Genomic DNA, 25,617 nt, shown 5'->3' on the forward strand with positions numbered 1-25,617 from the left:
CCCTCTCAGGGTTGTAAGTCATGGGGTCTGATACGGGGGTCCTGGGGCCGGCCGGAGGTTCAGGGATCTTCATCACCGAACCTCCTGGCCAAAACTCCCGTCAGACCTCTTCGACGCTGCTCGGCTCGCGCCGGGACAGGTCGATGCCAAGCTCCTCCGCAGCGCGGAAGACGTCCTCGTCGGTGTCGCGCATCTCGATGGACATGCCGTCCGAGGACAGCACCTCCACGTTGAGGCACAGGGACTGCATCTCCTTGATGAGCACCTTGAAGGACTCGGGGATGCCGGGCTCGGGGATGTTCTCGCCCTTGACGATGGCCTCGTAGACCTTCACGCGGCCGGTGACGTCGTCGGACTTGATGGTCAGCAGCTCCTGGAGGGCGTAAGCGGCGCCGTACGCCTCCAGCGCCCACACCTCCATCTCACCGAAGCGCTGGCCACCGAACTGGGCCTTACCACCCAGCGGCTGCTGGGTGATCATCGAGTACGGACCGGTCGAGCGGGCGTGCAGCTTGTCGTCGACCAGGTGGTGCAGCTTGAGGATGTACATGAAGCCGACCGAGATCGGCTCCGGGAACGGCTCGCCGGAGCGGCCGTCGAACAGCCTCGCCTTACCGGAGGGGAGCACCATGCGCTCGCCGTCCCGGTTCGGGATGGTGTGCTGCAGCAGTCCGGCCAGCTCGTCCTCGCGCGCACCGTCGAAGACGGGGGTGGCGACGTTGGTGCCGGGTTCGACCTTGTCGGCGCCGATCACCTGCAGGCGCTCGGCCCATTCCTCGGCGAGGCCGGAGACGTCCCAGCCGCGGCTGGCGAGCCAGCCGAGGTGGATCTCCAGGACCTGTCCCGGGTTCATCCGGGACGGCACACCGAGGGGGTTGAGGATGATGTCGACCGGGGTGCCGTCCTCCAGGAACGGCATGTCCTCGATCGGCAGGATCTTCGAGATGACGCCCTTGTTGCCGTGCCGGCCGGCGAGCTTGTCACCGTCGGTGATCTTGCGCTTCTGCGCGACGTAGACGCGCACCAGCTGGTTCACACCGGGGGGAAGCTCGTCGCCCTCCTCGCGGTCGAAGACGCGCACGCCGATGATCTTACCGATCTCGCCGTGCGGCACCTTCAGGGAGGTGTCACGGACCTCGCGGGCCTTCTCGCCGAAGATCGCGCGCAGCAGGCGCTCCTCCGGGGTCAGCTCGGTCTCGCCCTTGGGCGTGACCTTGCCGACGAGGATGTCACCGGCGACGACCTCGGCACCGATGCGGATGATGCCGCGCTCGTCGAGGTCGGCGAGGACCTCCTCGGAGACGTTCGGGATGTCCCGGGTGATCTCCTCGGGGCCGAGCTTGGTGTCACGGGCGTCGACCTCGTGCTCCTCGATGTGGATCGAGGAGAGGACGTCGTCCTGGACGAGGCGCTGCGACAGGATGATCGCGTCCTCGTAGTTGTGGCCCTCCCACGGCATGAACGCGACCAGCAGGTTCTTGCCGAGCGCCATCTCGCCGTTCTCGGTGGCCGGACCGTCGGCGAGGACCTGGCCCTCGATGACGCGGTCGCCCTCGTTGACGATGACCTTCTGGTTGACCGAGGTGCCCTGGTTGGAGCGGGCGAACTTGGCCAGGCGGTACGTGATGTACGTGCCGTCGTCGTTGGTCGTGGTGATGTAGTCCGCGGAGACCTCCTGGACCACACCCGCCTTCTCGGCCTTGACCACGTCACCGGCGTCGGCGGCGGAGCGGTACTCCATGCCGGTGCCGACGAGCGGGGACTCGGAGCGGATCAGCGGCACGGCCTGACGCATCATGTTCGCGCCCATGAGGGCACGGTTGGCGTCGTCGTGCTCGAGGAAGGGGATCATGGCGGTCGCGACCGACACCATCTGGCGCGGCGAGACGTCCATGTAGTCGACCTCGTCGGGGCTGACGTAGTCGACCTCGCCGCCCTTGCGGCGGACCAGCACGCGGGCCTCGGCGAACCGCAGGTCGTCGTTGAGCGGCGCGTTGGCCTGCGCGATGACGAAGCGGTCCTCCTCGTCGGCGGTCAGGTAGTCGACGTCGTCGGTGACCTGGCCGTCGACCACCTTGCGGTAAGGGGTCTCGACGAAGCCGAACGCGTTGACCCGGCCGTAGGAGGCGAGCGAGCCGATCAGACCGATGTTCGGGCCTTCAGGGGTCTCGATCGGGCACATGCGGCCGTAGTGCGAGGGGTGCACGTCACGGACCTCGAAGCCGGCCCGCTCACGGGAGAGACCACCCGGGCCGAGCGCGGACAGACGACGCTTGTGCGTCAGCCCGGACAGCGGGTTGTTCTGGTCCATGAACTGGGACAGCTGGCTGGTGCCGAAGAACTCCTTGATGGAGGCGACGACCGGCCGGATGTTGATCAGGGTCTGCGGCGTGATCGCCTCGACGTCCTGCGTCGTCATGCGCTCACGCACGACGCGCTCCATCCGGGCCAGACCCGTACGGACCTGGTTCTGGATGAGCTCGCCGACGCTGCGCAGACGGCGGTTGCCGAAGTGGTCGATGTCGTCCGTCTCGACGACGATGTTCTGACCGCTGTCACCGACGGTCTCGACCTCGCCGGCGTGCAGCTTCACCAGGTATTTGATCGTCGAGATGACGTCCTCGACGGTCAGCACGCCCGCGTCGAGCGGCGCGTCGGCACCCAGCTTCTTGTTGACCTTGTAACGGCCGACCTTGGCGAGGTCGTAGCGCTTCGGGTTGAAGTAGAGGTTCTCGAGCAGCGTCTGCGCGGCCTCACGGGTGGGGGGCTCGCCCGGACGCAGCTTGCGGTAGATGTCGAGCAGCGCGTCGTCCTGACCCTGGGTGTGGTCCTTCTCCAGGGTGGCGCGCATGGACTCGTACTCGCCGAACTCCTCGAGGATCTGCTCGGTGGTCCAGCCGAGCGCCTTGAGCAGGACGGTGACGGACTGCTTGCGCTTGCGGTCGACGCGGACGCCGACCATGTCGCGCTTGTCGATCTCCATCTCCAGCCAGGCACCCCGGGACGGGATGATCTTGGCGGAGAAGATGTCCTTGTCGGACGTCTTGTCGATGCTGGAGTCGAAGTAGACACCCGGCGAACGGACCAACTGCGACACCACGACACGCTCGGTGCCGTTGATGACGAAGGTGCCCTTGTTCGTCATGAGCGGGAAGTCACCCATGAAGACCGTCTGGGACTTGATCTCGCCGGTCTCGTTGTTGGTGAACTCGGCGGTGACGAAGAGCGGCGCCGCATACGTGAAGTCGCGGTCCTTGCACTCGTCGATGCTGTTCTTCGGAGGTTCGAAGCGGTGGTCGCGGAAGGTCAGCGACATCGACCCGGAGAAGTCCTCGATCGGGGAGATCTCCTCGAAGATCTCCTCCAGGCCGGACTTGGTGGGGACGTCCTGACCGTTCTCCAGAGCGGCCTCGACGCGAGCCTTCCAGGCCTCGTTGCCGAGCAGCCAGTCGAAGCTCTCGGTTTGCAGCGCGAGAAGGTTCGGAACCTCGAGGGGCTCCCTGATCTTTGCAAAGGAGATGCGCAGCGGGGCGGTGCTGGCAGCGTTGTTCGTATTCGAGGTCGAGGCATTGCGCGAGGCGGCCAAGAGGGGGTCCTTCCGAGGGCTCGGACTCACTACGCGCGTACCGGCCCCCCACGGGACACAACGACAGACACTTCACTTCCCGGCGGAAAAGGCCAGGTCTGAAAGGTCTGATCGTCAATGCTCAAGTGAGGGCATGCCCCTGGTGACGGGCAGGGGACAGCTAACAGGCAGCGCAAAGGGACAGTGTAGCCACTTGGCACACTGATGTCCAGTGCGGGTTTTCGAGACCCTCGAAGGCCCTCGTTGCTCTCAACTCCTGCGACCGACTGTTGCGACTGCTGCGGCACGGTTCTGCCCTCAACGCACCGTGATACTGCCCTCTTCGCCACCGATCCATGCCTCGGATTCGGATTCTTGTGACGACGCGTCCTGAGAATTGCGCGCCACGTGCGGTTCGTCAAGGCCCCCTTGCCCGAACCGCCTTCCGACAGGCGACCCCTCACGGCCCGCGCGGGGCCACAACGAAGATCACCCTACCCCCCGCCGTCCCGGGTTCGAGGCAGCCTCCACCCGACCCGGAGACACCGAGGAGCGACCACCCGGATGGATGATCGCTCCTCGGCGCTTACGCGTTACACGCCCTGCTGGACGCGGTGCGGATCCGGCGCTGCCGGACCGCGGAGGTCCTGTCGGACCGGAGGGTCCTACTTGACCTCGACGGAGGCACCGGCGCCCTCGAGGGCCTCCTTGGCCTTCTCCGCGGCTTCCTTGTTGACCTTCTCGACGACGGGCTTCGGCGCACCGTCGACCAGGTCCTTGGCCTCCTTCAGGCCGAGGGAGGTCAGCTCGCGCACGACCTTGATGACCTGGATCTTCTTATCGCCGGCGCCGGTGAGGACGACGTCGAACTCGTCCTGCTCGGCCTCGGCCTCGACGGCGGCGGCCGGACCGGCCGGACCGGCCACGGCGACCGCGGCGGCGGCGGTGACGTCGAACTTCTCCTCGAAGGCCTTCACGAACTCGGAGAGCTCGATGAGGGTCATGCCCTCGAACTGGGCCAGCAGCTCGTCCTGGGTGAGCTTCGCCATGATGGCGGTCCTTCCACTAAATCGGCAGGTGCCGGGTGTACTGGGTGAGGCGGGCGTACGTCGGGCCCGCTATGACCCTTGCCTCATGTCGGCGAGGGCCGGAAAGCGAGCCGAATTACTCGGCACCGCCCTGCTCGTCCTGCTTGGCGCGAAGCGCGTCCACGGTGCGGACGAGCTTCGACGGAAGCGCCTGGAAGAGCTGAGCAGTCTGGGACTGCTTACCCTTGAAGACACCCGCCAGCTTGGAGAGCAGAACCTCACGGGACTCGAGGTCCGCGAGCTTCTTGATCTCGTCGGCGGACAGCGCCTTGCCGTCAAGGACACCGCCCTTGATGACGAGGTTCGGGTTGTCCTTGGCGAAGTCACGAAGACCCTTCGCCGACTCCACCGGGTCACCGGCGACGAAGGCGATTGCCGTCGGACCGTTGAACAGGTCGTCCAGCGTCGTGATCCCGGCCTCGTTGGCCGCAATCTTGGTCAGCGTGTTCTTCACCACGGCGTACTGGGCGTTCTCACCGAGCGAACGGCGCAGCTGCTTGAGCTGCGCCACGGTGAGACCGCGGTACTCGGTCAGCACGGCGGCGCTCGAGTTGCGGAACTGGTCCGTCAGCTCGGCAACCGCGGCAGCCTTGTCGGGCCTCGCCATAGAGCCTCGGCCTCCTTCCGGGTGATTCGGACCGCGCGGACCCGAAGGAGGACTGGGGAAAACGAAACGCCCCGGCGCAGGCGCACGGGGCTGGGCTCAACCGGTTGTCTCGCATCCTCGCGGCCGCGAATCCCGGGAACTCTTCCACTGTCACCTGCGCGGGTCGCCCGCAGTTCAGCGGATCCTTCGGCCACCGCACCCTCTTGCAAGTGCACGGCAACGACCAGCGGTCTTTGGCTTCTCATGGAGAGTACGGGAACGGATCGCCGCGAGGCAAATCCGTTCCCGGCACAACGTCCGGGACGGGCCGTCAGGACGGCCGGGTCCTCGGGACGGTCACGACGCGCTCAGACGCCGGCCCCTGCGTCCGCGAGCCCTTCCTCGAGACCCTGCAGCATCCCGAAGAGATCGACCGTGTCCTTGGCCGGCGGCACCTCGACCTCGGCCCGGGCCCCGTAGTCGGAGTAGTGCGTCGTGATCTCGACCGTGCCCTCGTCCGACTCCACGCCGAGGAGCATCTTGACCGGGTAGTCGTCCTCGTTGACCCAGACCTCGGTGTCGTAACCCTTCACACCCGACTTCTCGGCGTTGGCGACGAGCTCCTCGCGCTCCTCCTCGGAGAGGAAGTCGAAGGACTCGTTGCCCTCGATGATCTCCTCGAAGGCCAGTGTGCCCTCGTAGCGCTGCGCCGGGACGCCGTCCGCCTTCTGCGGGCCGACGTGCTGCAGGTTCGGCGACTCGAGCAGCAGGGCCAGCTGCTGGGCCGGGTCCTGGTTCATGCTCTCCAGGCTGCCGGTCATCTGCTTCTGCAATTCCTCGCTTCCGGCCTCCTCGGCGATGGCCTGGAAGTCCAGCTTCATCCAGCGCTTGCCGTCCATCCCGGCGGCCTGCTCCGCGCCCATGTCCGCGTACATGACGTTGTCGAGCATGATCATGCGGATCTCGGAGGGCACGCCGGGACCGGTCTCCCCGAGGTCGGATCCCTTGATGGTCAGATCCATGACCGCCGGGTCCCAGCCCTGGACTCCGGTCATCTCCATGGTGCCGTCGCCCCCGAGGCCCATCATGTCCCCCATGCCCTGCGCTCCGGCGGGCACCGACATGGTCATCCGGACCTTGGCGGACTTCGCCTCGGCCGTCTTCGCCTCGGCCGTCTTCCTGAAGGCGGCTTGCAGGACCTCGGTCGCCTCGCTCCGGGACAGGACCTTGGCTCCGCGTCCTTCCCCTCCGCTCCCCCGTCGCCGGCCTGACAGCCCGAGACACCCGCGACCACCGTCACGGCCGCCACGCGGACACCCGCGCCTTCCATGCCGACCTGCCCGTGAATCCCACCCCTGTTTCGCTTTGCCCCGGTCTGTGAAGTCCGTTGAACCGTAACCCACCCGGCTGACACAGACGTACGAAAAAAGTCCGTCCCCGCGCCTTGCAAGGGGCGGGGACGGACTCACGAGGTGCTCGGTGAGCGCGGGGACCGGTCGGGCCGGCCCGAGGGCTCAGACCGCCGCCGGGTCCTCTTCGACGAGGAGGTTGCGGGTGCGGTTCGGGTCGAGCGGAACGCCGGGGCCGATCGTGGTGCTGATCGCGGCCTTCCTGATGTACCGGCCCTTCGCGGCGGACGGCTTCAGACGGAGGACCTCTTCCAGCGCGGCGCCGTAGTTCTCCACCAGCCTGGTGTCGTCGAAGGACGTCTTGCCGATGATGAAGTGCAGGTTCGAGTGCTTGTCGACGCGGAACTCGATCTTGCCACCCTTGATGTCGTTGACAGCCTTGGTGACGTCCGGGGTGACGGTGCCGGTCTTGGGGTTCGGCATGAGACCACGGGGACCGAGCACACGGCCGAGGCGGCCGACCTTGCCCATGAGGTCCGGGGTGGCGACGACGGCGTCGAAGTCCAGACGGCCCTTCGACACCTCGTCGATCAGTTCGTCGGCGCCGACGATGTCGGCGCCCGCGGCACGCGCGGCCTCGGCACGGTCGCCGGTCGCGAAGACCAGGACCCGGGCGGTCTTGCCGGTGCCGTGCGGGAGGTTCACGGTGCCACGGACCATCTGGTCGGCCTTGCGCGGGTCGACGCCCAGGCGGAAGGCGACCTCGACGGTGCCGTCGAACTTCGAGGTGGAGGTCTCCTTGGCGAGACGGACGGCCTCGAGCGGGGCGTACAGCTTCTCCCGGTCGATCTTGGCGTCCGCAGCGCGGAGAGACTTGCTGCGCTTGCTCACGTATAGCTCCTGTGGGTTCTTAGGAGTCGTGGTCCGGGCCGAGCGGGCCCTTCCACACTTCTGCTTGGCTTACGGGGGTGGAGGTCAGCCCTCGACCGTGATGCCCATGGAACGGGCGGTGCCGGCGATGATCTTCGACGCGGCGTCCAGGTCGTTGGCGTTGAGGTCGGGCATCTTGGTCGTGGCGATCTCACGGACCTGGTCGGCGGTGATCTTCGCGACCTTGGTCTTGTGCGGCTCGCCGGAGCCCTTCTCCACACCCGCGGCCTTGAGGATCATCTTCGCGGCCGGCGGGGTCTTGGTGATGAAGGTGAAGGAACGGTCCTCGTAGACCGTGATCTCCACCGGGATGACCCAGCCACGCTGCGACTCGGTCGCGGCGTTGTAGGCCTTGCAGAACTCCATGATGTTGACGCCGTGCTGACCGAGCGCGGGGCCGACCGGCGGAGCCGGGTTGGCGGCACCGGCCTGGATCTGGAGCTTGATGAGCCCCGTGACCTTCTTCTTCTTGGGAGGCATGGCTCTCCGGGTCCTTTCGATTCGGGTCCTGCCCGCGTACCGGGAATCAACCCGGACACAGGCATACCGCACCACGATAGCGGGTATGGATGTGCGGCCAAAAACCGGGCAGGCCAGGCAGACGCCTGAGCGTTCGCCTGACCTGCCCGGAAGCTGCGGTCCAGAATGTTCGAGCCGCCCGGAACCGGGTCAGTTCTTCTGGATCTGGTCGAAGGAGAGCTCGACCGGCGTCTCGCGGCCGAAGATCTCCACCAGGCCCTTGACCTTCTTGGAGTCGGGGTTGATCTCGTTGATGGTCGCCTGGAGGGTGGCGAACGGGCCGTCGGTGACGGTGACCGAGTCGCCGACCTCGAAGTCCAGCACCTGGACCTCGACCTTGCGCTGCGGAACCGGCTTGCCCTCGGCCTCGGCGGCCTCGCGGGCGGCCTTCTCCTCGGCCTCCGGGGCGAGCATCTTCACGATCTCGTCCAGGGTCAGCGGGTACGGGTCGTAGGCGTTGCCCACGAAGCCGGTGACACCGGGAGTGTTGCGGACGACGCCCCAGGACTCGTTCGTCAGGTCCATGCGGACCAGGACGTAACCAGGGAGCTTGTTCTGCTTGATCGTCTTGCGGTCGCCGTTCTTGATCTGGACGACCTCTTCCTGCGGCACCTCGGCCTGGAAGATGAAGTCCTCGACGTTCAGCGAGACGGCACGCTGCTCCAGGTTGGTCTTCACCCGGTTCTCGTACCCCGCGTACGTGTGGATGACATACCACTCGCCGGGCAGCGTCCGCAGTTCCTCACGGAACTTCTCGACCGGGTCGCGGTCGTCCTGGGCTTCTTCGGCCTCGTGCTCGGCGGAGTCGGTCCCGGCGGAGTCCGCGGCCTCGGGGGCCGGATCGGCCGCCGTCTCGGACTCGTCTGCGGCGGCGTCGGCAGCCTCGACCTCGGCGGAGGCCTTGGAGGCCTCGCTGTCCGCGCCCCCGACGGTGTCGAGCTCGTCCTCGACGGACTCGACCGGCTCGATGGCGTCGTTCACGTTCGGGTCAGACACGGTGGCTGCTTCTTCCTGGATACATAGGGGTGGAACACGCGAAAGGAGCGCCGGGTACCTCGGCGCTCTTCGCAGGCGGCTCAGCCGAAGACGTACTTGGCGACGTGGCCGAGCCCGTAGTCGATCAGAGTGATCAGGCCGATCATGACGACCACAAAGATGATCACTGCGGTTGTGTACGACGTCAGCTGGTTCCGGGTGGGCCAGACAACCTTGCGAAGCTCCGCCACGATCTGGCGGTAGAAGAGCGCGAGGCGCTTCAGGGGGCCCTTCTTGGCCCGCTTGCCGCCCTTGCGGTTCTTCTTGGAGTCCGGCGCCTCGTCCTCGGCATCAGGCATGTCGATGGAGCCCACGGCGTCCGTCACTCGTCCTCACCTGATTCCGGGTCATGGCCGTGCCGCGCCCGGTATGAGCCGCACGGCGGTGCATTGCTGTACGTACATGCGTACACATCCTGGCTAAGGTTGTGTGTAGCAGGGCCGGAGGGACTTGAACCCCCAACCGCTGGTTTTGGAGACCAGTGCTCTACCAATTGAGCTACGACCCTTTGTGTGTACCCCAACGTACCGCATACGCCCGGATGCTTGGTGTGCACCCGGCGAGCGCGACCGCAGAAGGCCAACGAGGTGTGAGTGTACGTGTTTCGGGGCCGGGCGTCGAACAGAAAGCGCCTGTGACCGGTCTCCCGGCCGAAGACCGTCCTGGCCGAAGACCGTCCTGGCCGGGGCGGGGCGGACCGGCGGGGCGGACCGGCGGGGCGGATCCGGACTGGTGTTCAGAGGTTGGCCAGGACCTGTTCAGTCCGTGAAACCCCCGTGCCGGGCAGGTTTCCGGTCTGGAACGATAGGCCCCATGAGCTCTGCAACCCCTCCCACCGAGCGCCGGGTCTCCGCCCGGGTCGGTGCGATCTCCGAGTCCGCCACCCTCGCCGTGGACGCCAAGGCCAAGGCCCTCAAGGCCGCCGGACGACCGGTGATCGGCTTCGGCGCCGGTGAGCCCGACTTCCCGACTCCGGACTACATCGTCGACGCCGCGATCGAGGCGTGCCGGAACCCGAAGTACCACCGCTACACGCCGGCCGGCGGGCTGCCCGAGCTGAAGGCCGCGATCGCCGCGAAGACGCTGCGCGACTCCGGCTACGAGGTGGACCCCGCCCAGGTCCTCGTCACCAACGGCGGAAAGCAGGCCATCTACCAGGCCTTCGCCGCGATCCTCGACCCGGGAGACGAGGTCATCGTCCCGGCCCCGTACTGGACGACGTACCCGGAGTCGATCCGGCTGGCCGGCGGTGTCCCGGTCGAGGTCGTCGCCGACGAGACGACCGGTTACCGCGTCAGTGTGGAACAGTTGGAGGCCGCACGGACGGAGAAGACCAAGGTCGTCCTGTTCGTCTCCCCCTCGAACCCGACCGGCGCGGTCTACAGCGCCGAGGACGCCGAGGCGATCGGCCGCTGGGCGGTCGAGCACGGTCTGTGGGTGCTGACCGACGAGATCTACGAGCACCTGGTCTACGGCGACGCCACCTTCACCTCGCTGCCCGCCGTCCTGCCGGAGCTGCGGGACAGGTGCATCGTGGTCAACGGTGTCGCGAAGACGTACGCGATGACCGGCTGGCGGGTCGGATGGATCGTCGGCCCGAAGGACGTCGTGAAGGCCGCCACCAACCTGCAGTCGCACGCCACGTCGAACGTGTCGAACGTCGCCCAGGTGGCGGCGCTGGCCGCGGTCTCCGGCTCCCTGGACGCGGTCGCCACGATGCGTGAGGCCTTCGACCGCCGGCGCAGGACCATCGTGCGGATGCTCAACGAGATCGACGGCGTGGTCTGCCCCGAGCCCGAGGGCGCGTTCTACGCCTACCCGTCCGTGAAGGCCCTGATCGGCAAGGAGATCCGGGGCCGGAGGCCGCAGAACTCCGTGGAGCTGGCCGCGCTCGTCCTCGAGGAGGTCGAGGTCGCGGTCGTACCCGGCGAGGCCTTCGGCACTCCGGGATACCTGCGGCTGTCCTACGCGCTGGGCGACGAGGACCTGGTGGAGGGTGTGAGCCGGATCCAGAAGCTGCTGGCGGAGGCACAGGACTGAGTCCTGCCCACTCGTGCGAGTGGGCAGGATCGACTGAAAATCACTCGTCCGAGTGATTTACGGGCTGTTTCCCTCTTGAGGGAAACAGCCCGCTTCCGTTTCCTCATACTGGTGTGCGAGCAAGGCCACGTTCAGGGAAAACCCTACCGGGGCCGCCGGGAGGTGCGGCAGGATCCTGGAATGGAACGTGTACGTGACCTCTCCCTGCTGCCGAAGGCCCATCTGCACCTGCACTTCACCGGGTCGATGCGCCCCGCCACCGTGCTGGAACTGGCCGACAAGTACGGCGTGCGCCTCCCCGAGGCGCTGACCGACGCGCTGACCAGCGGGGAGCCGCCGAGTCTGCGGGCCACGGACGAGCGGGGCTGGTTCCGGTTCCAGCGGCTGTACGACGCGGCGCGCTCGTGTCTGAGGGAGCCGGAGGACATCCAGCGGCTGGTACGGGAGGCCGCGGAGGAGGACCTGAAGGACGGCGCGGGCTGGCTGGAGATCCAGGTCGATCCGACGTCGTACGCGCCGCGGCTGGGCGGGCTGATCCCTGCGCTGGAGGTCATCCTGGACGCGGTGGACTCGGCGCGGCGGGACACCGGGCTCGGGATCCGGGTGCTGGTCGCCGCGAACCGGATGAAGCACCACCTGGACGCGCGCACGCTGGCCCGGCTGGCGGTGCGGTACACGGACCGGGGCGTCATCGGGTTCGGACTGTCCAACGACGAGCGGCGTGGCATGGCCCGCAACTTCGATCGGGCGTTCGCCATCGCGCGCGAGGGCGGGCTGATGTCCGCGCCGCACGGCGGTGAGCTGAACGGGCCCGCGTCCGTGCGGGACTGTCTGGACGACCTGGAGGCCGACCGGATCGGGCACGGGGTGCGGGCGGCGGAGGACCCGCGGCTGGTGCAGCAGCTCGCGGACCAGCAGGTGACGTGCGAGGTGTGCCCGGCGTCGAACGTGGCACTGGGCGTCTACGAGAAGCCGGGGGACGTGCCGTTGCGGAAGCTGTTCGAGGCGGGTGTGCCGTTGGCACTGGGGGCGGACGATCCTCTGCTGTTCGGCTCCCGGCTGGCGGACCAGTACGAGATTGCGCGTGAGCACCACGGGTTCACGGACGCCGAGCTGGCGGAGCTGGCGCGGCAGTCGGTGCGCGGGTCGGCGGCGCCGGAGGCGGTCAAGGCGGAGCTGCTGGCGGGGGTCGACGCGTGGCTCACCGCGCCGATGGGATGAGGGGCGGACGGGCCTCGACCCGGTGGGGCAGGCAGGCCCGCGGCCCGGTGGGGTGAGCCGGAACCGGTCAGAGGCCGACCCCGACCGTCACCGGCTCGTTGACCAGCGTGACGCCGAAGGCTTCGCGAACACCGGCGACCACCTCTCGGGCGAGTGCCAGCAGGTCCTCGGTAGTCGCCTCGCCGCGGTTGGTGAGGGCGAGGGTGTGCTTGGTGGAGATGCGGACGGGACCGGTGCCGTAGCCCTTGCTGAAGCCCGCCTTGTCGATCAGCCAGGCGGCGGAGGTCTTGGTGCGTCCCTCCCCGGCGGGGTAGGCGGGAGGCTCGGTGTCGGTGCCGAGGTGCTGCCGCGCCCGGGTCCGGAAGGCTACGAACTCCTGCTCCGTGAGGATCGGGTTGGTGAAGAAGGAGCCGGCCGACCAGGTGTCGTGGTCCTCGGGGTCCAGGACCATGCCCTTCCCGGCACGGAGCTTCAGGACCGTCTCGCGGGCCGTGGGCAGGGGGACGCGCTCGCCCGGTGCGACGCCGAGGACGCGGGCCGTCTCGGCGTACCGAACGGGTCCGGAGAGTCCGTCGGCGTCCTCCAGCGCGAAGCGGACGCGCAGGACGACGTACCGCCCGGGATCGGCCTTGAAGCGGCTGTGGCGGTAGGAGAAGGCGCATTCCTCGTTGGTGAGAGTGACCGTCTCGCGTGTCCGGCGGTCGTAGGCGACGACCCCGGTGACGGTGGAGGAGACCTCCTGGCCGTACGCACCGACGTTCTGGATGGGGGTGGCGCCCGCCGAGCCGGGGATGCCGGCCAGGCACTCGACGCCGGCCAGGCCGGCTTCCACGGTGCGGGCGACGGCGTCGGTCCACATCTCCCCGGCCGCGAGCTCAAGGCGCGTGCCGTCCAGGGTGAGGCCCTTGGTGGCCACGACGAGTGCTGTTCCGTCGAAGCCCTTGTCTCCGATGACCAGGTTGGAGCCGCCGCCGATGATCAGCAGGGGCGTACCGGCGGAGTCGGCCTCGCGGACGACGGCGATCACTTCGTCGTCGGTCGTCGCGGTGACCAGCCGGGTCGCGGGTCCGCCCAGGCGGAACGTGGTCAGCGGGGCGAGGGGGGCGTCGTGGAGTTCCTGCACGGGCTCAAGACTAAGGCCCCCGCCGGACGGACCGGCGGGGGCGGCATGCGCGGTCGGGCGCACGCGCGGGGTGTTCATCAGGCGAGGCGGCGCTGTACTTCGGTCCAGTCGACGGGGAGGTCCTCGCTCTTCGCGGTCCAGTCGGCGAACTTGGCGTCGCGCATCTGCGGGGCGAGCCCACGGGCGGTCGGCGCGTGCAGGCCGGTACGGGCGAAGGCGCCGAGGGCCTTCGGGGACTCCCAGGCGGACACGGTCCAGAACGTCCGCCGCAGCGGCTGTGCCTTCAGGGAGGCCCCGTACGCGCCGGGAGCCCTGCTCACCTGTCGCCACACGCCGGGGGTCCTGAGGAGGAACCGCAGGGCTCCCCGGAAGGTGCGGGTCTCGAAGCGGGAGGCGAAGACATGCACTTCGGTGTGGGGCGGCTGGGTGTTCGGGACGGTCCAGGGAAGCGTGGGCATGACCGGGTCCTTCCGTGGGGTGAAGGGGTTCTGTCGGATTCCGGGTCTTGGGGTTCCGCGGGTCCTGGGATTCCGGCGGGCTCAGGAGGCCGTTTCCAGTACCGGCTCGGGCGTCGGACCGGCCGGGGGCACGGTGGGGGCGGTGGGCCGCCTGCGAGCCGGTATGAACAGGGTCGCGACGCCCGCGAGGGCGACCACCGCGGCGCCGGTCACCAGTGCCGGACGCATACCGTCGACGAACGTCCGACCGGATTCGTAGCCGCCCTGGGACGCGAAGATCGACGCCATGACCGCGATGCCCAGGGCACCGCCCACCTCACGCAGGGCGTTATTGGCCCCGGAGGCGATGCCCTGTTCCTTCGGACGGACGCTGGACATCACCAGGGTGGAGGCCGGGGCGAAGAACAGCGCCATGCCGATGCCGCTGATGATCAGGGCGGGCAGCTGGGCCGCGTAGGAGGCGTCGGCGGTCGCCACCAGGGCCAGGTGGCCGAGGCCGAGGGCCTGCAGGAACAGGCCGGTGGCGACGACCGGACGGCCGCCGACGCGGTCGGAGAGGATGCCGGCGATCGGGGCGACGAGCATCGGCATGCCGGTCCAGGGCAGCATCCGCAGGCCCGCCTCGGTGGGCGAGTAGCCGAGCACGCCCTGCATGTACTGGCTGAGCAGGAAGATCGAGCCGAACATGCCGAGGAACATCAGCAGACTCGCCGCGTTGATACCGGCGAAGGCCCGGGAGCGGAACAGCCGCATCGGCAGCATGGGGTTCTTGGCGCGGATGCTGTGGAGCACGAAGCCCACGAGCAGCGCCGTCCCGGCGGACAGGCCGGCCAGGACGACGGTGGCGGTCCAGCCGTCGACGGGCCCGCGGACCAGGCCGTAGACGATGCCGAAGAGTCCGCCGCTGGCGAGCAGGGTGCCGGGCAGGTCGAGCGGGGCTCCGGTGCCGTGGGACTCGGCGAGGCGCAGGCGGGCGAGCGGAATGAGGATCAGGCCGAGCGGGACGTTCAGCCAGAAGATCCACTGCCAGGAGATGTGTTCGGTGAGGCTGCCGCCGACCAACGGCCCGGAGGCCACGGCCAGGCCGTTCACGGCGCCCCAGATGCCGTATGCCGCGCCGCGCCGCGCCTCGGGCACGGCCGCGGTGAGCAGGGTCAGGGTGAGGGGCATCATGACCGCGGCGCCGGCACCCTGCACCGCGCGGGCGGCGATCAGGGAGTCGATGTCGGAGGCCATCGCCGCGGCGGCGGAGGCCGCGGTGAAGACGGTGATGCCGACGGTGAAGAGCCGGCGGCGGCCGAAGCGGTCACCGAGGGCCGCGCCGAACATCAGCAGGACGGCGAAGGTGAGCGTGTAGGCGCTCACGGTCCATTCCAGATCGTGCAGGGCACCGCCCAGGTCCTCCCGGATGGAGGGGAGTGCGGTGGTGACGACGAGGTTGTCGAGGGCCGCCATGAAGCCGGCGACGCTGGTGATGACGAGTGCCCAGGCGGCCGAGCCGCCGTGTGCGGTCTGCTGTGACATCGCTCCCCCAGGAGATGATTTTGTTAGTTATTGATTACTAACTTTCGCGCACAGAGAAGAGGCGGGGGTCACCCCCGGCCCTTCGACTAGTCGCCGAGTCGCGCCGACGGGTCCAGCCCTTCCCAGATCCGGTGGCCGGACGGGAATCCCATGGCGGACAGGCAGTTGATGAGCATGCCGTACGCCATGAAGGTCGTCGTCTCCTTGACGTCGGCACCCAGGGCGAAGTGCGCGGTGTCCCACAGCCGCAGCCAGCCCGCACGCACGGTCGCGCCGAACTCCTGATCGCCCTCCTGCTCGGCGGCCGCCACCGCGAGGTACATCTGCATCTGCATCATGAGCAGCTCGGGCCGCTCCGTGATGGCCTGCATGTAGGCGTGCGCCATGGCGTGCAGAGCCTCTTCGCCCTCCAGCCCCTCGGACGCCTCCGCGAACATGCGGATGGTGTCCTCCACGCAGCGTTCCGCCGCCGCCAGGAAGATGGCCTTCTTCCCCGGGAAGAGCCGGAAGAGATACGGCTGCGAGACGCCGACCCGCCTGGCGATCACCTCGGTCGACGTGCCGTGGTAGCCACCGCGGCCGAACTCGGCACTCGCCACGCGGACGATACTCTCGCGCCTCTCCTCTGCGCTCATCCTGACCATGCCCGTAAGTTAGTGCTCAATCACTAACTATGTCAAGAGGTGGGCTGCGATACCGGGTCCGACATGGCGCAAGGGGCGCCCCTCTCGAAGAACGCCCCTCACGCCCTATGTCGTGCCACGCGATCCGCCCCTCGGTCAGGCGAGTCGTACGACCGCCCGCGACATCCCCAGCACTTTCTGCCCGGCACTGGCCGCCGTGAGGTCGACACGGACCGTGTGGTCGTCGAGCTTGGCCGCGACCTTGCCGCTGACCTCGATGGTGGCGCCCCGGTCGTCGTCGGGGACGACGACCGGCCTGGTGAAGCGGACGCCGTACTCGACGACCGCGCCCGGGTCGCCCACCCAGTCGGTGACCACGCGGATCGCCTCGGCCATGGTGAACATGCCGTGCGCGATGACGTCCGGCAGGCCGACCTCCTTGGCGAACCTCTCGTTCCAGTGGATGGGATTGAAGTCGCCTGAGGCGCCCGCGTACCGGACGAGGGTGGCCCTGGTCACGGGGAACGTCCGCGCGGGCAGTTCGGTGCCGACCTCGACGTCCGCGGAGGAGATCTTCGCCGTCATGATGCCGCTCACGCCCCCTCGTTCTCGCCCGCGCGGGCCACCAGCTTGATCCAGGACGTCACGACGTGCTCGCCGGCCTCGTCGTGCACCTCGCCGCGGATGTCCAGGATGTCGTTGCCCGCCATCGACTTGATCGCCTCGATGGTCGAGGTGACCGTGAGCCGGTCACCGGCGCGCACCGGACGGCGGTAGGCGAACTTCTGGTCGCCGTGCACCACCCGGCTGTAGTCCAGGCCCAGCCGGGGGTCGGCAATGACGCTCCCGGCGGCCTTGAAGGTGACCGCGAACACAAAGGTCGGCGGGGCGATCACATCGGGGTGGCCGAGCGCCTTGGCGGCCTCCGCGTCCGTGTACGCCGGGTTGGTGTCCCCCACCGCTTCGGCAAACTCGCGGATCTTCTCCCGGCCCACTTCATAGGGATCGGTGGGCGGGTAGCTCCGCCCCACGAAGGACTGGTCGAGCGCCATACGTGCGGCACCTCCTGTGTCTCGTGCGGCCGCGGTCGGCCGGCGGGAAGAACGACGCGAGGCCGCCCCCGGCTACGGGGACGGCCTCGCGTACGAGCCTGATTTATCGCGTTTCGCGGTGCGCGGTGTGCGCATTGCAACGCGGGCAGTGCTTCTTCATCTCCAGACGATCCGGGTTGTTACGCCGGTTCTTCTTGGTGATGTAGTTCCGCTCCTTGCACTCCACGCAGGCCAGCGTGATCTTCGGGCGGACGTCGGTGGCAGCCACGTGAGTGCTCCTTGACGAACGGGATAGTTGAGACTGAATGAACGCAGAAAGAGTAGCCGATCGAAGGACCGACCCCACAATCGGCTACTGTATGTAGCGGTGACCGGACTTGAACCGGTGACACAGCGATTATGAGCCGCTTGCTCTACCGACTGAGCTACACCGCTGTGATGCGATCGGATCCCGCTTCGCGACGGGAACCTCACACACCAGAGCCCCAAAACGGAATCGAACCGTTGACCTTCTCCTTACCATGGAGACGCTCTGCCGACTGAGCTATTGGGGCGAGCGAGGAAGACATTACACGCTCCGCCGCCGTTCACCCAAATCCGTTTCGCGGCCCCTGCCCCACCCCGTCAGCCGCTCCCCGAAAGGGTCCCGGACGTCACACCCGACCCCCACGACGCCCCCACCGCACCGCAGCCACACCCCCCTCCGGACCACGGGAGGACCGGCGGAGGACCCCGGCCGCACCCCGCCGGCCCTCACCGGAGCGCCTTGGACCACACCGGAGCGCCTTGGAGCACACCGGTACGACTATTGCTGACTCCTGCGCTCCTCCCGGCGAGAGGTGAGCCGCCGCCCTAAGCTCGACTCACTCTGCGTAATCTTCTCTCTGCGCGATCCTGCGACAACCGTGCGCAGTCAGAGCCTCAGGAGCGCGATGCCCGACAGCCGGCCGCAGCCGCCGCCCTCGTCGCCCCCGCCCTCCCCGGGCCCGGCCGGCCCGGCGCCGCTCCTGCTGTGCGGCGCCCGGCTCACCGACGGCCGAGCCGTGGACGTGCGGCTGGGCGGCGGACGCATCGAGGCGGTCGGCACGGCCGGCAGCCTGACCGTGGACGGCACCCCCACGGGCGGCACCCGGGTCGACCTGACCGGCCACCTGCTCCTCCCGGCCCCCGCCGAACCGCACGCCCACGCCGACACCGCCCTCTCCGCCGAATCCGACGGCCCCGTCTCGTACGACCCCCACGACGTCCGGCGCCGGGCGACGGAGGCCGCGCTGCTCCAGCTCGCGCACGGAGCGACGGCGGTGCGGGCGCACGTGCGGGTGGACGACATGACCGGGCTCGGCGCGCTCACCGCCGTACTGCAGGCGAGGCGTTCGCTGCGCGGGCTGACCGAGCTGGGCACGGTGGCGATGCCGCGCGTACTGACCGGGGTGGCCGGAGCCGACGGGATCGCGATGCTGCGGGACGCGGTGAAGATGGGCGCATCGGTGGTGGGCGGCTGCCCGGACGTCGACCCCGACCCCACGGGGTACGTGGAAGCGGTCCTGGAGGTCGCCGCCGAGCACGGCTGCCCCGTCGACCTGCACACGGACACCGCCGACCCCGCCCGCGTGGCCCGGCTCGCCGCGATGGCGGGCGGGCTGCGGCCGGGAGTGACGCTCAGCCCGTGCGGCGGCCTCGGCCGGCTGCCCGCCGAAGCGGCCTCACGGACCGCGGACCAGCTGGCGGCGGCCGGCGTGACCGTGGTGTGCCTGCCCCAGGGCGGCTGCGGGGGTGTCGACCGCCCGGGCACGGGCACGGCCCCGGTACGGCTGCTGCGCACGGCGGGCGTGCGGGTCTCGGCCGGGAGCGGCGCCCTGCGGGACGTGTCGAACCCGGTCGGCCGCGGCGACCCGCTGGAAGCGGCGTATCTGCTGGCCTCCCGCCACGGACTGTCGCCCGAGGACGCCTACGAGGCGGTGAGCACGTCGGCCCGGGCCGTCCTCGGGCTGCCCGAGGTACGGGTGGAGGCGGGCTTCCCCGCCGAGCTGCTCGCGGTCCGCGGCGACCGGCTGCCGGCTGCACTGTCCCTGGCGTACAGCCGGATCGTGGTGCACCGGGGGCGCGTGGTCGCGCGGACGAGCGCGGTACGGGAGTACTGCGGCGCCTCGACGACGACCACGGAGTCGGCATCGGGCCTGCCCCGACAGGGCCGGGGAGGAGCCCCGTAGCCCCTCTGCCGCCCCCGTTCCTCCTCCTCTCCCTCCTGCCCTTCCCCTTCCGGGCCGTGCCGGGCGGCGGATGCGATCGTCGCGGCGTACGGTCGGAGGCATGCGCATTGTCATCGCTGGTGGTCATGGTCAGATCGCGCTGCGGCTGGAGCGGTTGCTCGCCGCGCGCGGGTACGAAGTGGCGGGCATCATCCGCAAACCCGAACAGGCCGATGAACTGAGGAAATTGGGCGCCGAACCGGTCGTACTCGACCTGGAGTCCGCGTCCGTGGAGGAGGTCGCGGAGCGACTCCGGGGCGCGGACGCCGCGGTGTTCGCCGCGGGCTCCGGGCCGGGGAGCGGCGTGGCGCGCAAGGAGGCGGTGGACAAGGCCTCGGCGGTCCTCTTCGCCGACGCGGCGGTCCGCGCGGGTGTGCGGCGGTTCGTGGTCGTCTCCTCGATGGGCGCGGATCCGGCCCACGAGGGGGACGAGGTCTTCGACGTGTACCAACGTGCCAAGGGCGAGGCCGACGCCTACGTCCGCGGCTTGGACGCACTCGCCTGGACGATCCTGCGCCCCGGCTCGCTCACCGACGGGGCCGGCACCGGTCTGGTCCGCCTGGAGGCCCGCACCGGCCCCGGCCCGATTTCCCGGGACGACGTGGCCGCCGTCCTGGCCGAACTGCTGAAGGACTCCTCGACGGCCGGCCTGACCCTGGAACTGATCAGTGGCCCCTCGCCGATCCCGGCAGCGGTGAAGTCGGTGGCGGGCGAGTGAGCCGGGGGAGGGATCCGGGAGGATCCGGAAAGCCGCGCGAGGGCGGCTAGAACAGCGGCATCTGCCCCGGGAACCCCGGGACGACGTCCCCGTCCAGCGAAGGCTGTTCGACGCCGGCCCGGGCGTACCGGCGGGACCCCGGACGCAAGGCCAGCTCCCCGTGTTCCCGAGCGCCGGGCGGATCGTGACGCGCGTACCGCCCGGCCACGACGGCACTCGGGACAACGCCTACGACGCGACGACATCCCGCCAGTGTCTCCCGATCGGCCCGCGCCCCACGCATACCCCATCGCAAACGCGGAGGGCCCCCTCCGGACCGCATCTTGCGGTCCGGAGGGGGCCCTCCCCTTGTGGCGGCGCCAGGATTCGAACCTGGGAAGGCTGAGCCGGCAGATTTACAGTCTGCTCCCTTTGGCCGCTCGGGCACACCGCCAAGCTCGTCGCACTCGAACCGCCTTGCGGCGGCGCTCCGTGGCAACGACGTAAACGATACCTGATGGGGAGGGGTGGTCCGCCACCCGATTGATCGCCACCCGGGGACCCCGGGGTGGCTACGCTTGTGCGGATGCGGCCCGGGACCGATACAGGGCTCGACGGCCGCCCCCAGTACGCCGGTAGCCGGTACGCATCCGGCTCTCAGCCCGATACACACCCCGATACAAGGAGCCACAGGACATGGCCGACTCCAGTTTCGACATCGTCTCGAAGGTCGAGCGGCAGGAGGTCGACAACGCCCTCAACCAGACCGCCAAGGAGATCTCTCAGCGCTACGACTTCAAGGGCGTGGGTGCCTCGATCTCGTGGTCCGGGGAGAAGATCCTTCTGGAGGCGAACTCCGAGGACCGGGTGAAGGCTGTCCTCGACGTCTTCCAGTCCAAGCTGATCAAGCGGGGCATCTCCCTGAAGTCCCTGGACGCCGGTGAGCCGCAGCTCTCCGGCAAGGAGTACAAGATCTTCGCGTCGATCCAGGAGGGCATCTCCCAGGAGAACGCGAAGAAGGTGGCGAAGCTCATCCGGGACGAGGGTCCCAAGGGTGTGAAGGCCCAGGTGCAGGGCGAGGAGCTCCGGGTCTCCTCAAAGAGCCGTGACGACCTTCAGGCCGTCATCTCCCTGCTCAAGGGCCAGGACTTCGACTTCGCCCTGCAGTTCGTGAACTACCGGTAGGCCGGGTCGGAGAACGAAGCCGCGTGCGCCTTGGGCGTCGCGTACGCATCTGTCCGCGTGCGGAGGGGTGGGTGCCGCTGGGTGCCCGCCCTTCTCGGCTGGCGACGGTGCCCGGGGCGGCCCCGGAATCGGGTCAGTCGCGCGAGTGGCCGAAGAGGAGGCGGTAGGCGATCAGGAGGACCAGGGAGCCGCCTATAGCGGCGGCCCAGGTGGCGCCGTCGTAGAAGTCCTTGGTGATCGGGTGGTCGAGCCAACGGGCCGATACCCAGCCGCCGATGAACGCTCCGGCGACACCGATCAGGGTCGTGCCGATGAGGCCGCCCGGATCGCGGCCCGGCAGCAGGAACTTCGCGATCGCTCCGGCCAACAGTCCCAGAATGATCCAGCTGATGATCGTCATGCTCTGATGCCTGCCCTTTCGTGCCGCGCCCTCACCTGCCGCGGCCTGTGATTCCGGTCCGGTCCCGGCGTTCATCCGGTCCTGGGGTGGAGGACGACGTGGGTACGCGTGCCGGTTGCCGCGATCAGTAGGGTGCGGCCTCATGACATCCCCTTCCGGTTCCGGACTGCGCCGCACACTCGGTGTGGGAGACGCCGTCGTCATCGGTCTCGGCTCCATGGTGGGGGCCGGGATCTTCGCCGCTCTGGCGCCCGCTGCGCACGCGGCCGGCTCCGGGCTGCTCCTCGGACTCGCAGTCGCCGCCGGGGTCGCCTACTGCAACGCCACGTCGTCGGCGCGCCTCGCCGCGCTGTATCCCGCCTCGGGCGGCACCTACGTCTACGGGCGGGCGCGGCTCGGCGAGTTCTGGGGGTACCTCGCGGGCTGGGCGTTCGTGGTCGGCAAGACCGCCTCCTGCGCGGCGATGGCACTCACCGTCGGCGCGTACCTCTGGCCGGGGCAGGCCCACGCCGTGGCGGTCGCCGCTGTCGTGGCGCTGACCGCGGTGAACTACGGCGGTGTGCAGAAGTCCGCGTGGCTGACGCGGGTGATCGTGGCCATGGTCCTTGCTGTCCTCGCCTCCGTGGTGGTCGTGTGCCTGACCTCGGGAGAGGTCGATGCCGGGCGCCTCTCCTTCGCGGCACCGGGCGGCGCGGGCGGTGTGCTTCAGGCTGCCGGTCTGCTGTTCTTCGCCTTCGCCGGGTACGCGCGGATCGCGACACTCGGCGAGGAGGTGCGGGATCCCGCGCGCACCATTCCGCGCGCGATCCCGCTGGCCCTGGGCATCGCGCTGGTCGTGTACGTGGCTGTCGCGGTCGCCGTCCTTTCGGTGTTGGGGGCACAGGAGCTGGGTGACTCGGGCGCACCGCTCACCGACGCGGTGCGGGCGGCCGGGGTTCCGGAACTGACACCGCTGGTACGGGCGGGGGCGGCCGCGGCCGCGCTGGGATCACTGCTCGCCCTGATCCTGGGTGTCTCGCGGACGACGCTCGCCATGGCCCGGGACCGGCATCTGCCGGGCTCCCTGGCTGCCGTCCACCCCCGGTTCCGGGTGCCGCACCGGGCGGAGCTGGCCGTGGGAGCGGTGGTCGCCGTCCTGGCCGCCACGGTGGACGTACGGGGCGCGATCGGGTTCTCCTCCTTCGGGGTGCTGGCGTACTACGCGGTGGCCAACGCGTCGGCCTGGACGCTTCGTCCGGGACCGGCGGCGCGGGTACTGCCGGCGGTCGGGCTCGCCGGGTGCCTGGTCCTGGCGTTCTCGCTGCCGGGAAGGTCCGTGGCCGTCGGCGCGGGGGTGCTGGCGGTGGGTGCTGCCGCTTACGGGGTACGACGGTGGAGGGCCGCCGGGCAGTAGAACCCCCAGGTCCGGGCTGCCCTGGGCCCTGCAGGGCAGCCCATGGGCTTGGCGGGGACAGGGACTTCGGGGTGGGGCTCGGCCTTCCGGGCCGCCCGGAACACGGTCGCCACCCGGAGTCGGAAATTGCTCACGCTCGGTCATAAATCCATGATGCAGGCCGCCTCCGACAGTCGGGGCGACCTGTGGACAACCTTCGTCGGCACGCGTGTACGAGCTGTGGAAAACCGGGTCGGGCTAGTGTCCTGAGTCTCAGAAGCACCGCATATTTAGGGTTTGGGGTTCGGTAGGCGGTTGAGGTAGCCGGCGAGGCGTTCGAAGATCTCGTCGGCGGACTTGGTCCAGGTGAACGGCTTGGGGTCTTCGTTCCAGTGGGCGATCCAGTCGCGGATGTCTTTCTCCGGCGCCTGGACGTTCTTGTGGACGCCGCGCCGGGTCTGCTTGTCCGTCAGCAGGCCGAACCAGCGCTCTACTTGGTTGAGCCAGGAGGAACTGGTGGGCGTGAAGTGCATGTGGAAGCGCGGGTGTGCCAGGAGCCACTTCTGGATGGCGGGGGTCTTGTGGGTGGCGTAGTTGTCGCAGATCAGGTGGACGTCGAGTCCCGCGGGGACTTCCTTGTCGAGCTTGGCGAGGAACTTTTTGAACTCGCTGGCGCGGTGGCGGCGGTGCAGGGAGCCGATGACCTCGCCGGTGGCGGTGTTGAGCGCCGCGAACAAGGTGGTGACGCCGCCGCGCAGGTAGTCGTGGGTGCGGCGCCCGGGCATGCCGGGCATCATCGGCAGCACCGGCGCCGAGCGGTCCAGCGCCTGTATCCGGGACTTCTCATCGACGCAGAGCACGACGGCGCGCTCGGGCGGATCGAGGTACAGGCCCACCACGTCGCGGACCTTCTCGATGAACTGCGGGTCCTTGCTCAGCTTGAAGGTGTCGACCTGGTGCGGCTTGAGGCCGAAGGTGCGCCAGATCCGCGAGACCGTCGACTGGCTCAGCCCGCTCTGTTTCGCCATCTCCCGGGTGGACCAGCGCGTGGCCCCCTTCGGTGTCGTTTCCAGCGTTCACACGATCACGTCCTCGACCTGCTCGTCCGTCACCGTGCGGGCAGGCCCCGGCCGTTTCTCGTCGGCCAGGCCCTCCAGCCGGTTGACCGCGAACCGCTTGCGCCACGTGGCCACCGTGGTCGGATGGATCCCGAGGTCCGCGCCGACCCGGGTGTTCGACAGCCCGTCGGCACACGCGAGGACGATCCGGCAGCGCAGCGCCAGAGCCTGCGCGGACGTCGCCCGCCGCGACCAGCACAGCAACGTCTCACGCTCGGCATCCGTCAGAACCACTTCGACCGTCGGCCGACCCATGCGCGCCATGAGCCAAGCATACTTCTATAGCTTTTCTAAGACTCAGAACGCTAGAAGGACGCTCCCGAAAGGAACACCGATGATCGTGATGCACAACAGGACGCCGGCGAGCAGGTAGCCGAGGAACAGCCAGAAGCCGCCCAGAACGAGCCATGTGACGTTCAGGATGGTCTTCACCGCGTTCGACCTGCCATCTTCTCGAGTCGGGCGATGCGTTCCGCCATGGGCGGGTGGGTCGAGAACATCTTCGCGAACCCCTGGCCCGGACGGAACGGGTTCGCGATCATCATGTGGCTCGCGGTCTCGATGCGGGGCTCGGGAGGCAGGGGAAGCTGTTTGGTGCCCGTTTCCAGCTTGCGCAGGGCGCTTGCCAGGGCCAGGGGGTCGCCGGTCAGCTGGGCACCGGAGGCATCTGCCTCGTACTCCCGGGAGCGGGTGATGGCCAGCTTGATGAGGGAGGCGGCGAGCGGGCCCAGGATCATGATCAGCAGCATGCCGAGGATGCCGGGGCCGTCGTCGTCGTTGGAACGGCCGACCGGGATCAGCCAGGCGAAATTGACCAGGAACATGATCACGGAGGCGAGGGCGCCGGCGACCGAGGAGATCAGGATGTCCCGGTTGTAGACATGGCTGAGCTCGTGGCCGATGACACCGCGCAGTTCGCGCTCGTCGAGCAGGCGCAGGATTCCCTCGGTGCAGCACACGGCGGCGTTGCGCGGGTTGCGGCCGGTGGCGAAGGCGTTGGGTGCCTCGGTCGGGGAGATGTACAGGCGGGGCATGGGCTGACGGGCCTGCGTGGAGAGCTCGCGGACCATGCGGTACAGGCCAGGAGCCTCGAACTCGCTCACGGGGCGGGCCCGCATCGCGCGCAGGGCGAGCTTGTCGCTGTTCCAGTACGCGTACGCGTTGGTGCCCAGCGCGATCACGACGGCGACGAGGAGGCCCGTGCGGCCGAAGAAGCTGCCGATGACGATGATGAGTGCGGACAGTCCCCCGAGGAGGACCGCGGTCCTGAGCCCGTTGTGCCGGCGGTGCACGGTACGCCCTCCAAATCGTGCGGCGGGGGACCCCTGTCTGCCGATCTTCCTTCTGACCTGCGACGGTCCCGGGTGTCTTGGCCTCACGTCCAGTGGACCCTCCCGTATTCGTCAACGCCAGGCGAGCGGCACAGGTTCCCTGGGGCGCGTGGTGGCGCGTGTAAACCGTCCGGGCGACGGCTGCTCTCGAC

Annotated in this window: 23 protein-coding genes, 4 tRNA genes and 3 pseudogenes; 6 read left to right on the forward strand and 24 right to left on the reverse strand. The window is 69.0% G+C overall.

Annotated features, from left to right (window positions below):
- Positions 1-100 precede the first annotated feature (100 nt).
- The 9 genes from rpoB to HUV60_RS13200 form a co-directional block, all read right to left on the reverse strand.
- Positions 101-3,586, reverse strand: a complete 3,486-nt coding sequence (rpoB, locus tag HUV60_RS13160) for a DNA-directed RNA polymerase subunit beta (protein ID WP_257851088.1) — start codon at positions 3,584-3,586, stop codon at positions 101-103.
- 644 nt (positions 3,587-4,230) lie between these two features.
- Positions 4,231-4,614 (reverse strand): 50S ribosomal protein L7/L12, encoded by a 384-nt coding sequence (rplL, locus tag HUV60_RS13165; RefSeq protein ID WP_257851087.1) that lies wholly within the window; start codon positions 4,612-4,614, stop codon positions 4,231-4,233.
- A 115-nt stretch (positions 4,615-4,729) separates the two neighbouring features.
- Positions 4,730-5,260: a 50S ribosomal protein L10 gene (rplJ, locus tag HUV60_RS13170; RefSeq protein ID WP_257851086.1), complete on the reverse strand. Its 531-nt coding sequence runs from the start codon at positions 5,258-5,260 to the stop codon at positions 4,730-4,732.
- Between the two features lie 347 nt (positions 5,261-5,607).
- Positions 5,608-6,369: a hypothetical protein gene (locus HUV60_RS13175; RefSeq protein WP_331461987.1), complete on the reverse strand. Its 762-nt coding sequence runs from the start codon at positions 6,367-6,369 to the stop codon at positions 5,608-5,610.
- Between the two features lie 384 nt (positions 6,370-6,753).
- A complete protein-coding gene (gene rplA, locus HUV60_RS13180) occupies positions 6,754-7,479 on the reverse strand; it encodes a 50S ribosomal protein L1 (protein ID WP_257851085.1) in 726 nt (241 codons plus the stop codon).
- An 84-nt stretch (positions 7,480-7,563) separates the two neighbouring features.
- Entirely contained in the window at positions 7,564-7,998 is a 435-nt protein-coding gene (gene rplK / locus HUV60_RS13185) for a 50S ribosomal protein L11 (RefSeq protein ID WP_024883170.1), read from the reverse strand.
- Between the two features lie 189 nt (positions 7,999-8,187).
- The gene (gene nusG, locus HUV60_RS13190; RefSeq protein ID WP_257851083.1) at positions 8,188-9,033 is read right to left on the reverse strand and encodes a transcription termination/antitermination protein NusG; all 846 of its coding nucleotides are present in this window, start codon (positions 9,031-9,033) and stop codon (positions 8,188-8,190) included.
- 80 nt (positions 9,034-9,113) lie between these two features.
- Positions 9,114-9,398 carry a preprotein translocase subunit SecE gene (gene secE, locus HUV60_RS13195; protein ID WP_257851081.1) on the reverse strand — a complete coding sequence of 95 codons (285 nt, stop codon included), beginning with the start codon at positions 9,396-9,398 and terminating at the stop codon, positions 9,114-9,116.
- 109 nt (positions 9,399-9,507) lie between these two features.
- Positions 9,508-9,580 (reverse strand) — tRNA-Trp (locus HUV60_RS13200).
- A 305-nt stretch (positions 9,581-9,885) separates the two neighbouring features.
- On the opposite strand from HUV60_RS13200, the gene HUV60_RS13205 reads away from it, so the two are divergent.
- Both HUV60_RS13205 and HUV60_RS13210 read left to right on the forward strand, forming a co-directional pair.
- Positions 9,886-11,112, forward strand: a complete 1,227-nt coding sequence (locus HUV60_RS13205; RefSeq protein WP_257851080.1) for a pyridoxal phosphate-dependent aminotransferase — start codon at positions 9,886-9,888, stop codon at positions 11,110-11,112.
- 180 nt (positions 11,113-11,292) lie between these two features.
- Positions 11,293-12,333: an adenosine deaminase gene (locus HUV60_RS13210; RefSeq protein WP_257851079.1), complete on the forward strand. Its 1,041-nt coding sequence runs from the start codon at positions 11,293-11,295 to the stop codon at positions 12,331-12,333.
- A 67-nt stretch (positions 12,334-12,400) separates the two neighbouring features.
- Here HUV60_RS13210 and HUV60_RS13215 read toward each other — a convergent pair whose 3' ends face one another.
- From HUV60_RS13215 to HUV60_RS13255, 9 genes are all read right to left on the reverse strand, one after another.
- Positions 12,401-13,456, reverse strand: coding sequence for a UDP-N-acetylmuramate dehydrogenase (locus HUV60_RS13215; protein ID WP_257851078.1), 1,056 nt, complete (start codon positions 13,454-13,456; stop codon positions 12,401-12,403).
- Between the two features lie 77 nt (positions 13,457-13,533).
- On the reverse strand, positions 13,534-13,914 hold the full coding sequence (locus tag HUV60_RS13220; RefSeq protein WP_257851077.1) for a DUF3291 domain-containing protein: 381 nt from the start codon (positions 13,912-13,914) through the stop codon (positions 13,534-13,536).
- Positions 13,915-13,995: 81 nt separating this feature from the next.
- Positions 13,996-15,438, reverse strand: coding sequence for an MFS transporter (locus HUV60_RS13225; RefSeq protein WP_257851076.1), 1,443 nt, complete (start codon positions 15,436-15,438; stop codon positions 13,996-13,998).
- An 86-nt stretch (positions 15,439-15,524) separates the two neighbouring features.
- Positions 15,525-16,082 (reverse strand): TetR/AcrR family transcriptional regulator, encoded by a 558-nt coding sequence (locus HUV60_RS13230; RefSeq protein ID WP_257851075.1) that lies wholly within the window; start codon positions 16,080-16,082, stop codon positions 15,525-15,527.
- A 135-nt stretch (positions 16,083-16,217) separates the two neighbouring features.
- Positions 16,218-16,646, reverse strand: coding sequence for a MaoC family dehydratase (locus HUV60_RS13235; protein WP_257851746.1), 429 nt, complete (start codon positions 16,644-16,646; stop codon positions 16,218-16,220).
- A gap of 8 nt (positions 16,647-16,654) precedes the next feature.
- Positions 16,655-17,113 (reverse strand): MaoC family dehydratase N-terminal domain-containing protein, encoded by a 459-nt coding sequence (locus tag HUV60_RS13240; protein WP_257851074.1) that lies wholly within the window; start codon positions 17,111-17,113, stop codon positions 16,655-16,657.
- A gap of 103 nt (positions 17,114-17,216) precedes the next feature.
- On the reverse strand, positions 17,217-17,381 hold the full coding sequence (gene rpmG / locus HUV60_RS13245) for a 50S ribosomal protein L33 (RefSeq protein ID WP_003948671.1): 165 nt from the start codon (positions 17,379-17,381) through the stop codon (positions 17,217-17,219).
- A gap of 94 nt (positions 17,382-17,475) precedes the next feature.
- Positions 17,476-17,548: transfer RNA gene (locus tag HUV60_RS13250), tRNA-Met, on the reverse strand.
- Between the two features lie 46 nt (positions 17,549-17,594).
- Positions 17,595-17,667: transfer RNA gene (locus HUV60_RS13255), tRNA-Thr, on the reverse strand.
- 378 nt (positions 17,668-18,045) lie between these two features.
- Here HUV60_RS13255 and HUV60_RS13260 point away from each other — a divergent pair.
- Positions 18,046-19,323, forward strand: a complete 1,278-nt coding sequence (locus HUV60_RS13260) for an amidohydrolase family protein (RefSeq protein ID WP_257851072.1) — start codon at positions 18,046-18,048, stop codon at positions 19,321-19,323.
- Positions 19,324-19,423: 100 nt separating this feature from the next.
- Positions 19,424-20,080, forward strand: a complete 657-nt coding sequence (locus HUV60_RS13265) for an SDR family oxidoreductase (RefSeq protein WP_257851071.1) — start codon at positions 19,424-19,426, stop codon at positions 20,078-20,080.
- Positions 20,081-20,126: 46 nt separating this feature from the next.
- On the opposite strand, the pseudogene HUV60_RS13270 reads toward HUV60_RS13265, so the two are convergent.
- A pseudogene (locus HUV60_RS13270) lies at positions 20,127-20,325 on the reverse strand (hypothetical protein).
- A gap of 106 nt (positions 20,326-20,431) precedes the next feature.
- Positions 20,432-20,513 (reverse strand) — tRNA-Tyr (locus HUV60_RS13275).
- A gap of 242 nt (positions 20,514-20,755) precedes the next feature.
- Between HUV60_RS13275 and HUV60_RS13280 the strand changes: the two genes are divergently transcribed.
- The gene (locus tag HUV60_RS13280; RefSeq protein ID WP_257851070.1) at positions 20,756-21,244 is read left to right on the forward strand and encodes a YajQ family cyclic di-GMP-binding protein; all 489 of its coding nucleotides are present in this window, start codon (positions 20,756-20,758) and stop codon (positions 21,242-21,244) included.
- 133 nt (positions 21,245-21,377) lie between these two features.
- Here the strand turns inward: HUV60_RS13280 and HUV60_RS13285 are convergent, their stop codons facing one another.
- Positions 21,378-21,644 carry a GlsB/YeaQ/YmgE family stress response membrane protein gene (locus HUV60_RS13285; protein WP_042165006.1) on the reverse strand — a complete coding sequence of 89 codons (267 nt, stop codon included), beginning with the start codon at positions 21,642-21,644 and terminating at the stop codon, positions 21,378-21,380.
- Between the two features lie 142 nt (positions 21,645-21,786).
- Between HUV60_RS13285 and HUV60_RS13290 the strand changes: the two genes are divergently transcribed.
- Complete coding sequence (locus HUV60_RS13290) at positions 21,787-23,037, forward strand: APC family permease (protein ID WP_257851068.1); 1,251 nt, start codon at positions 21,787-21,789, stop codon at positions 23,035-23,037.
- 269 nt (positions 23,038-23,306) lie between these two features.
- Here HUV60_RS13290 and HUV60_RS13295 read toward each other — a convergent pair.
- The 3 genes and pseudogenes from HUV60_RS13295 to htpX all read right to left on the reverse strand — a co-directional run bounded on the left by HUV60_RS13295 (position 23,307) and on the right by htpX (position 25,426).
- Positions 23,307-24,398 (reverse strand): annotated as a pseudogene (locus tag HUV60_RS13295) (IS630 family transposase).
- Positions 24,399-24,452: 54 nt separating this feature from the next.
- Positions 24,453-24,566, reverse strand: a pseudogene (locus HUV60_RS13300) (YccF domain-containing protein); the annotation flags it as partial.
- Positions 24,563-25,426 carry a zinc metalloprotease HtpX gene (gene htpX, locus HUV60_RS13305; RefSeq protein ID WP_257851067.1) on the reverse strand — a complete coding sequence of 288 codons (864 nt, stop codon included), beginning with the start codon at positions 25,424-25,426 and terminating at the stop codon, positions 24,563-24,565. The gene htpX and the pseudogene HUV60_RS13300, both read right to left, overlap by 4 nt.
- Between the last annotated feature and the right edge of the window lie 191 nt (positions 25,427-25,617).

The sequence above is a fragment of the Streptomyces sp. KMM 9044 genome, assembly GCF_024701375.2.
Classification (GTDB): Bacteria; Actinomycetota; Actinomycetes; order Streptomycetales; family Streptomycetaceae; genus Streptomyces.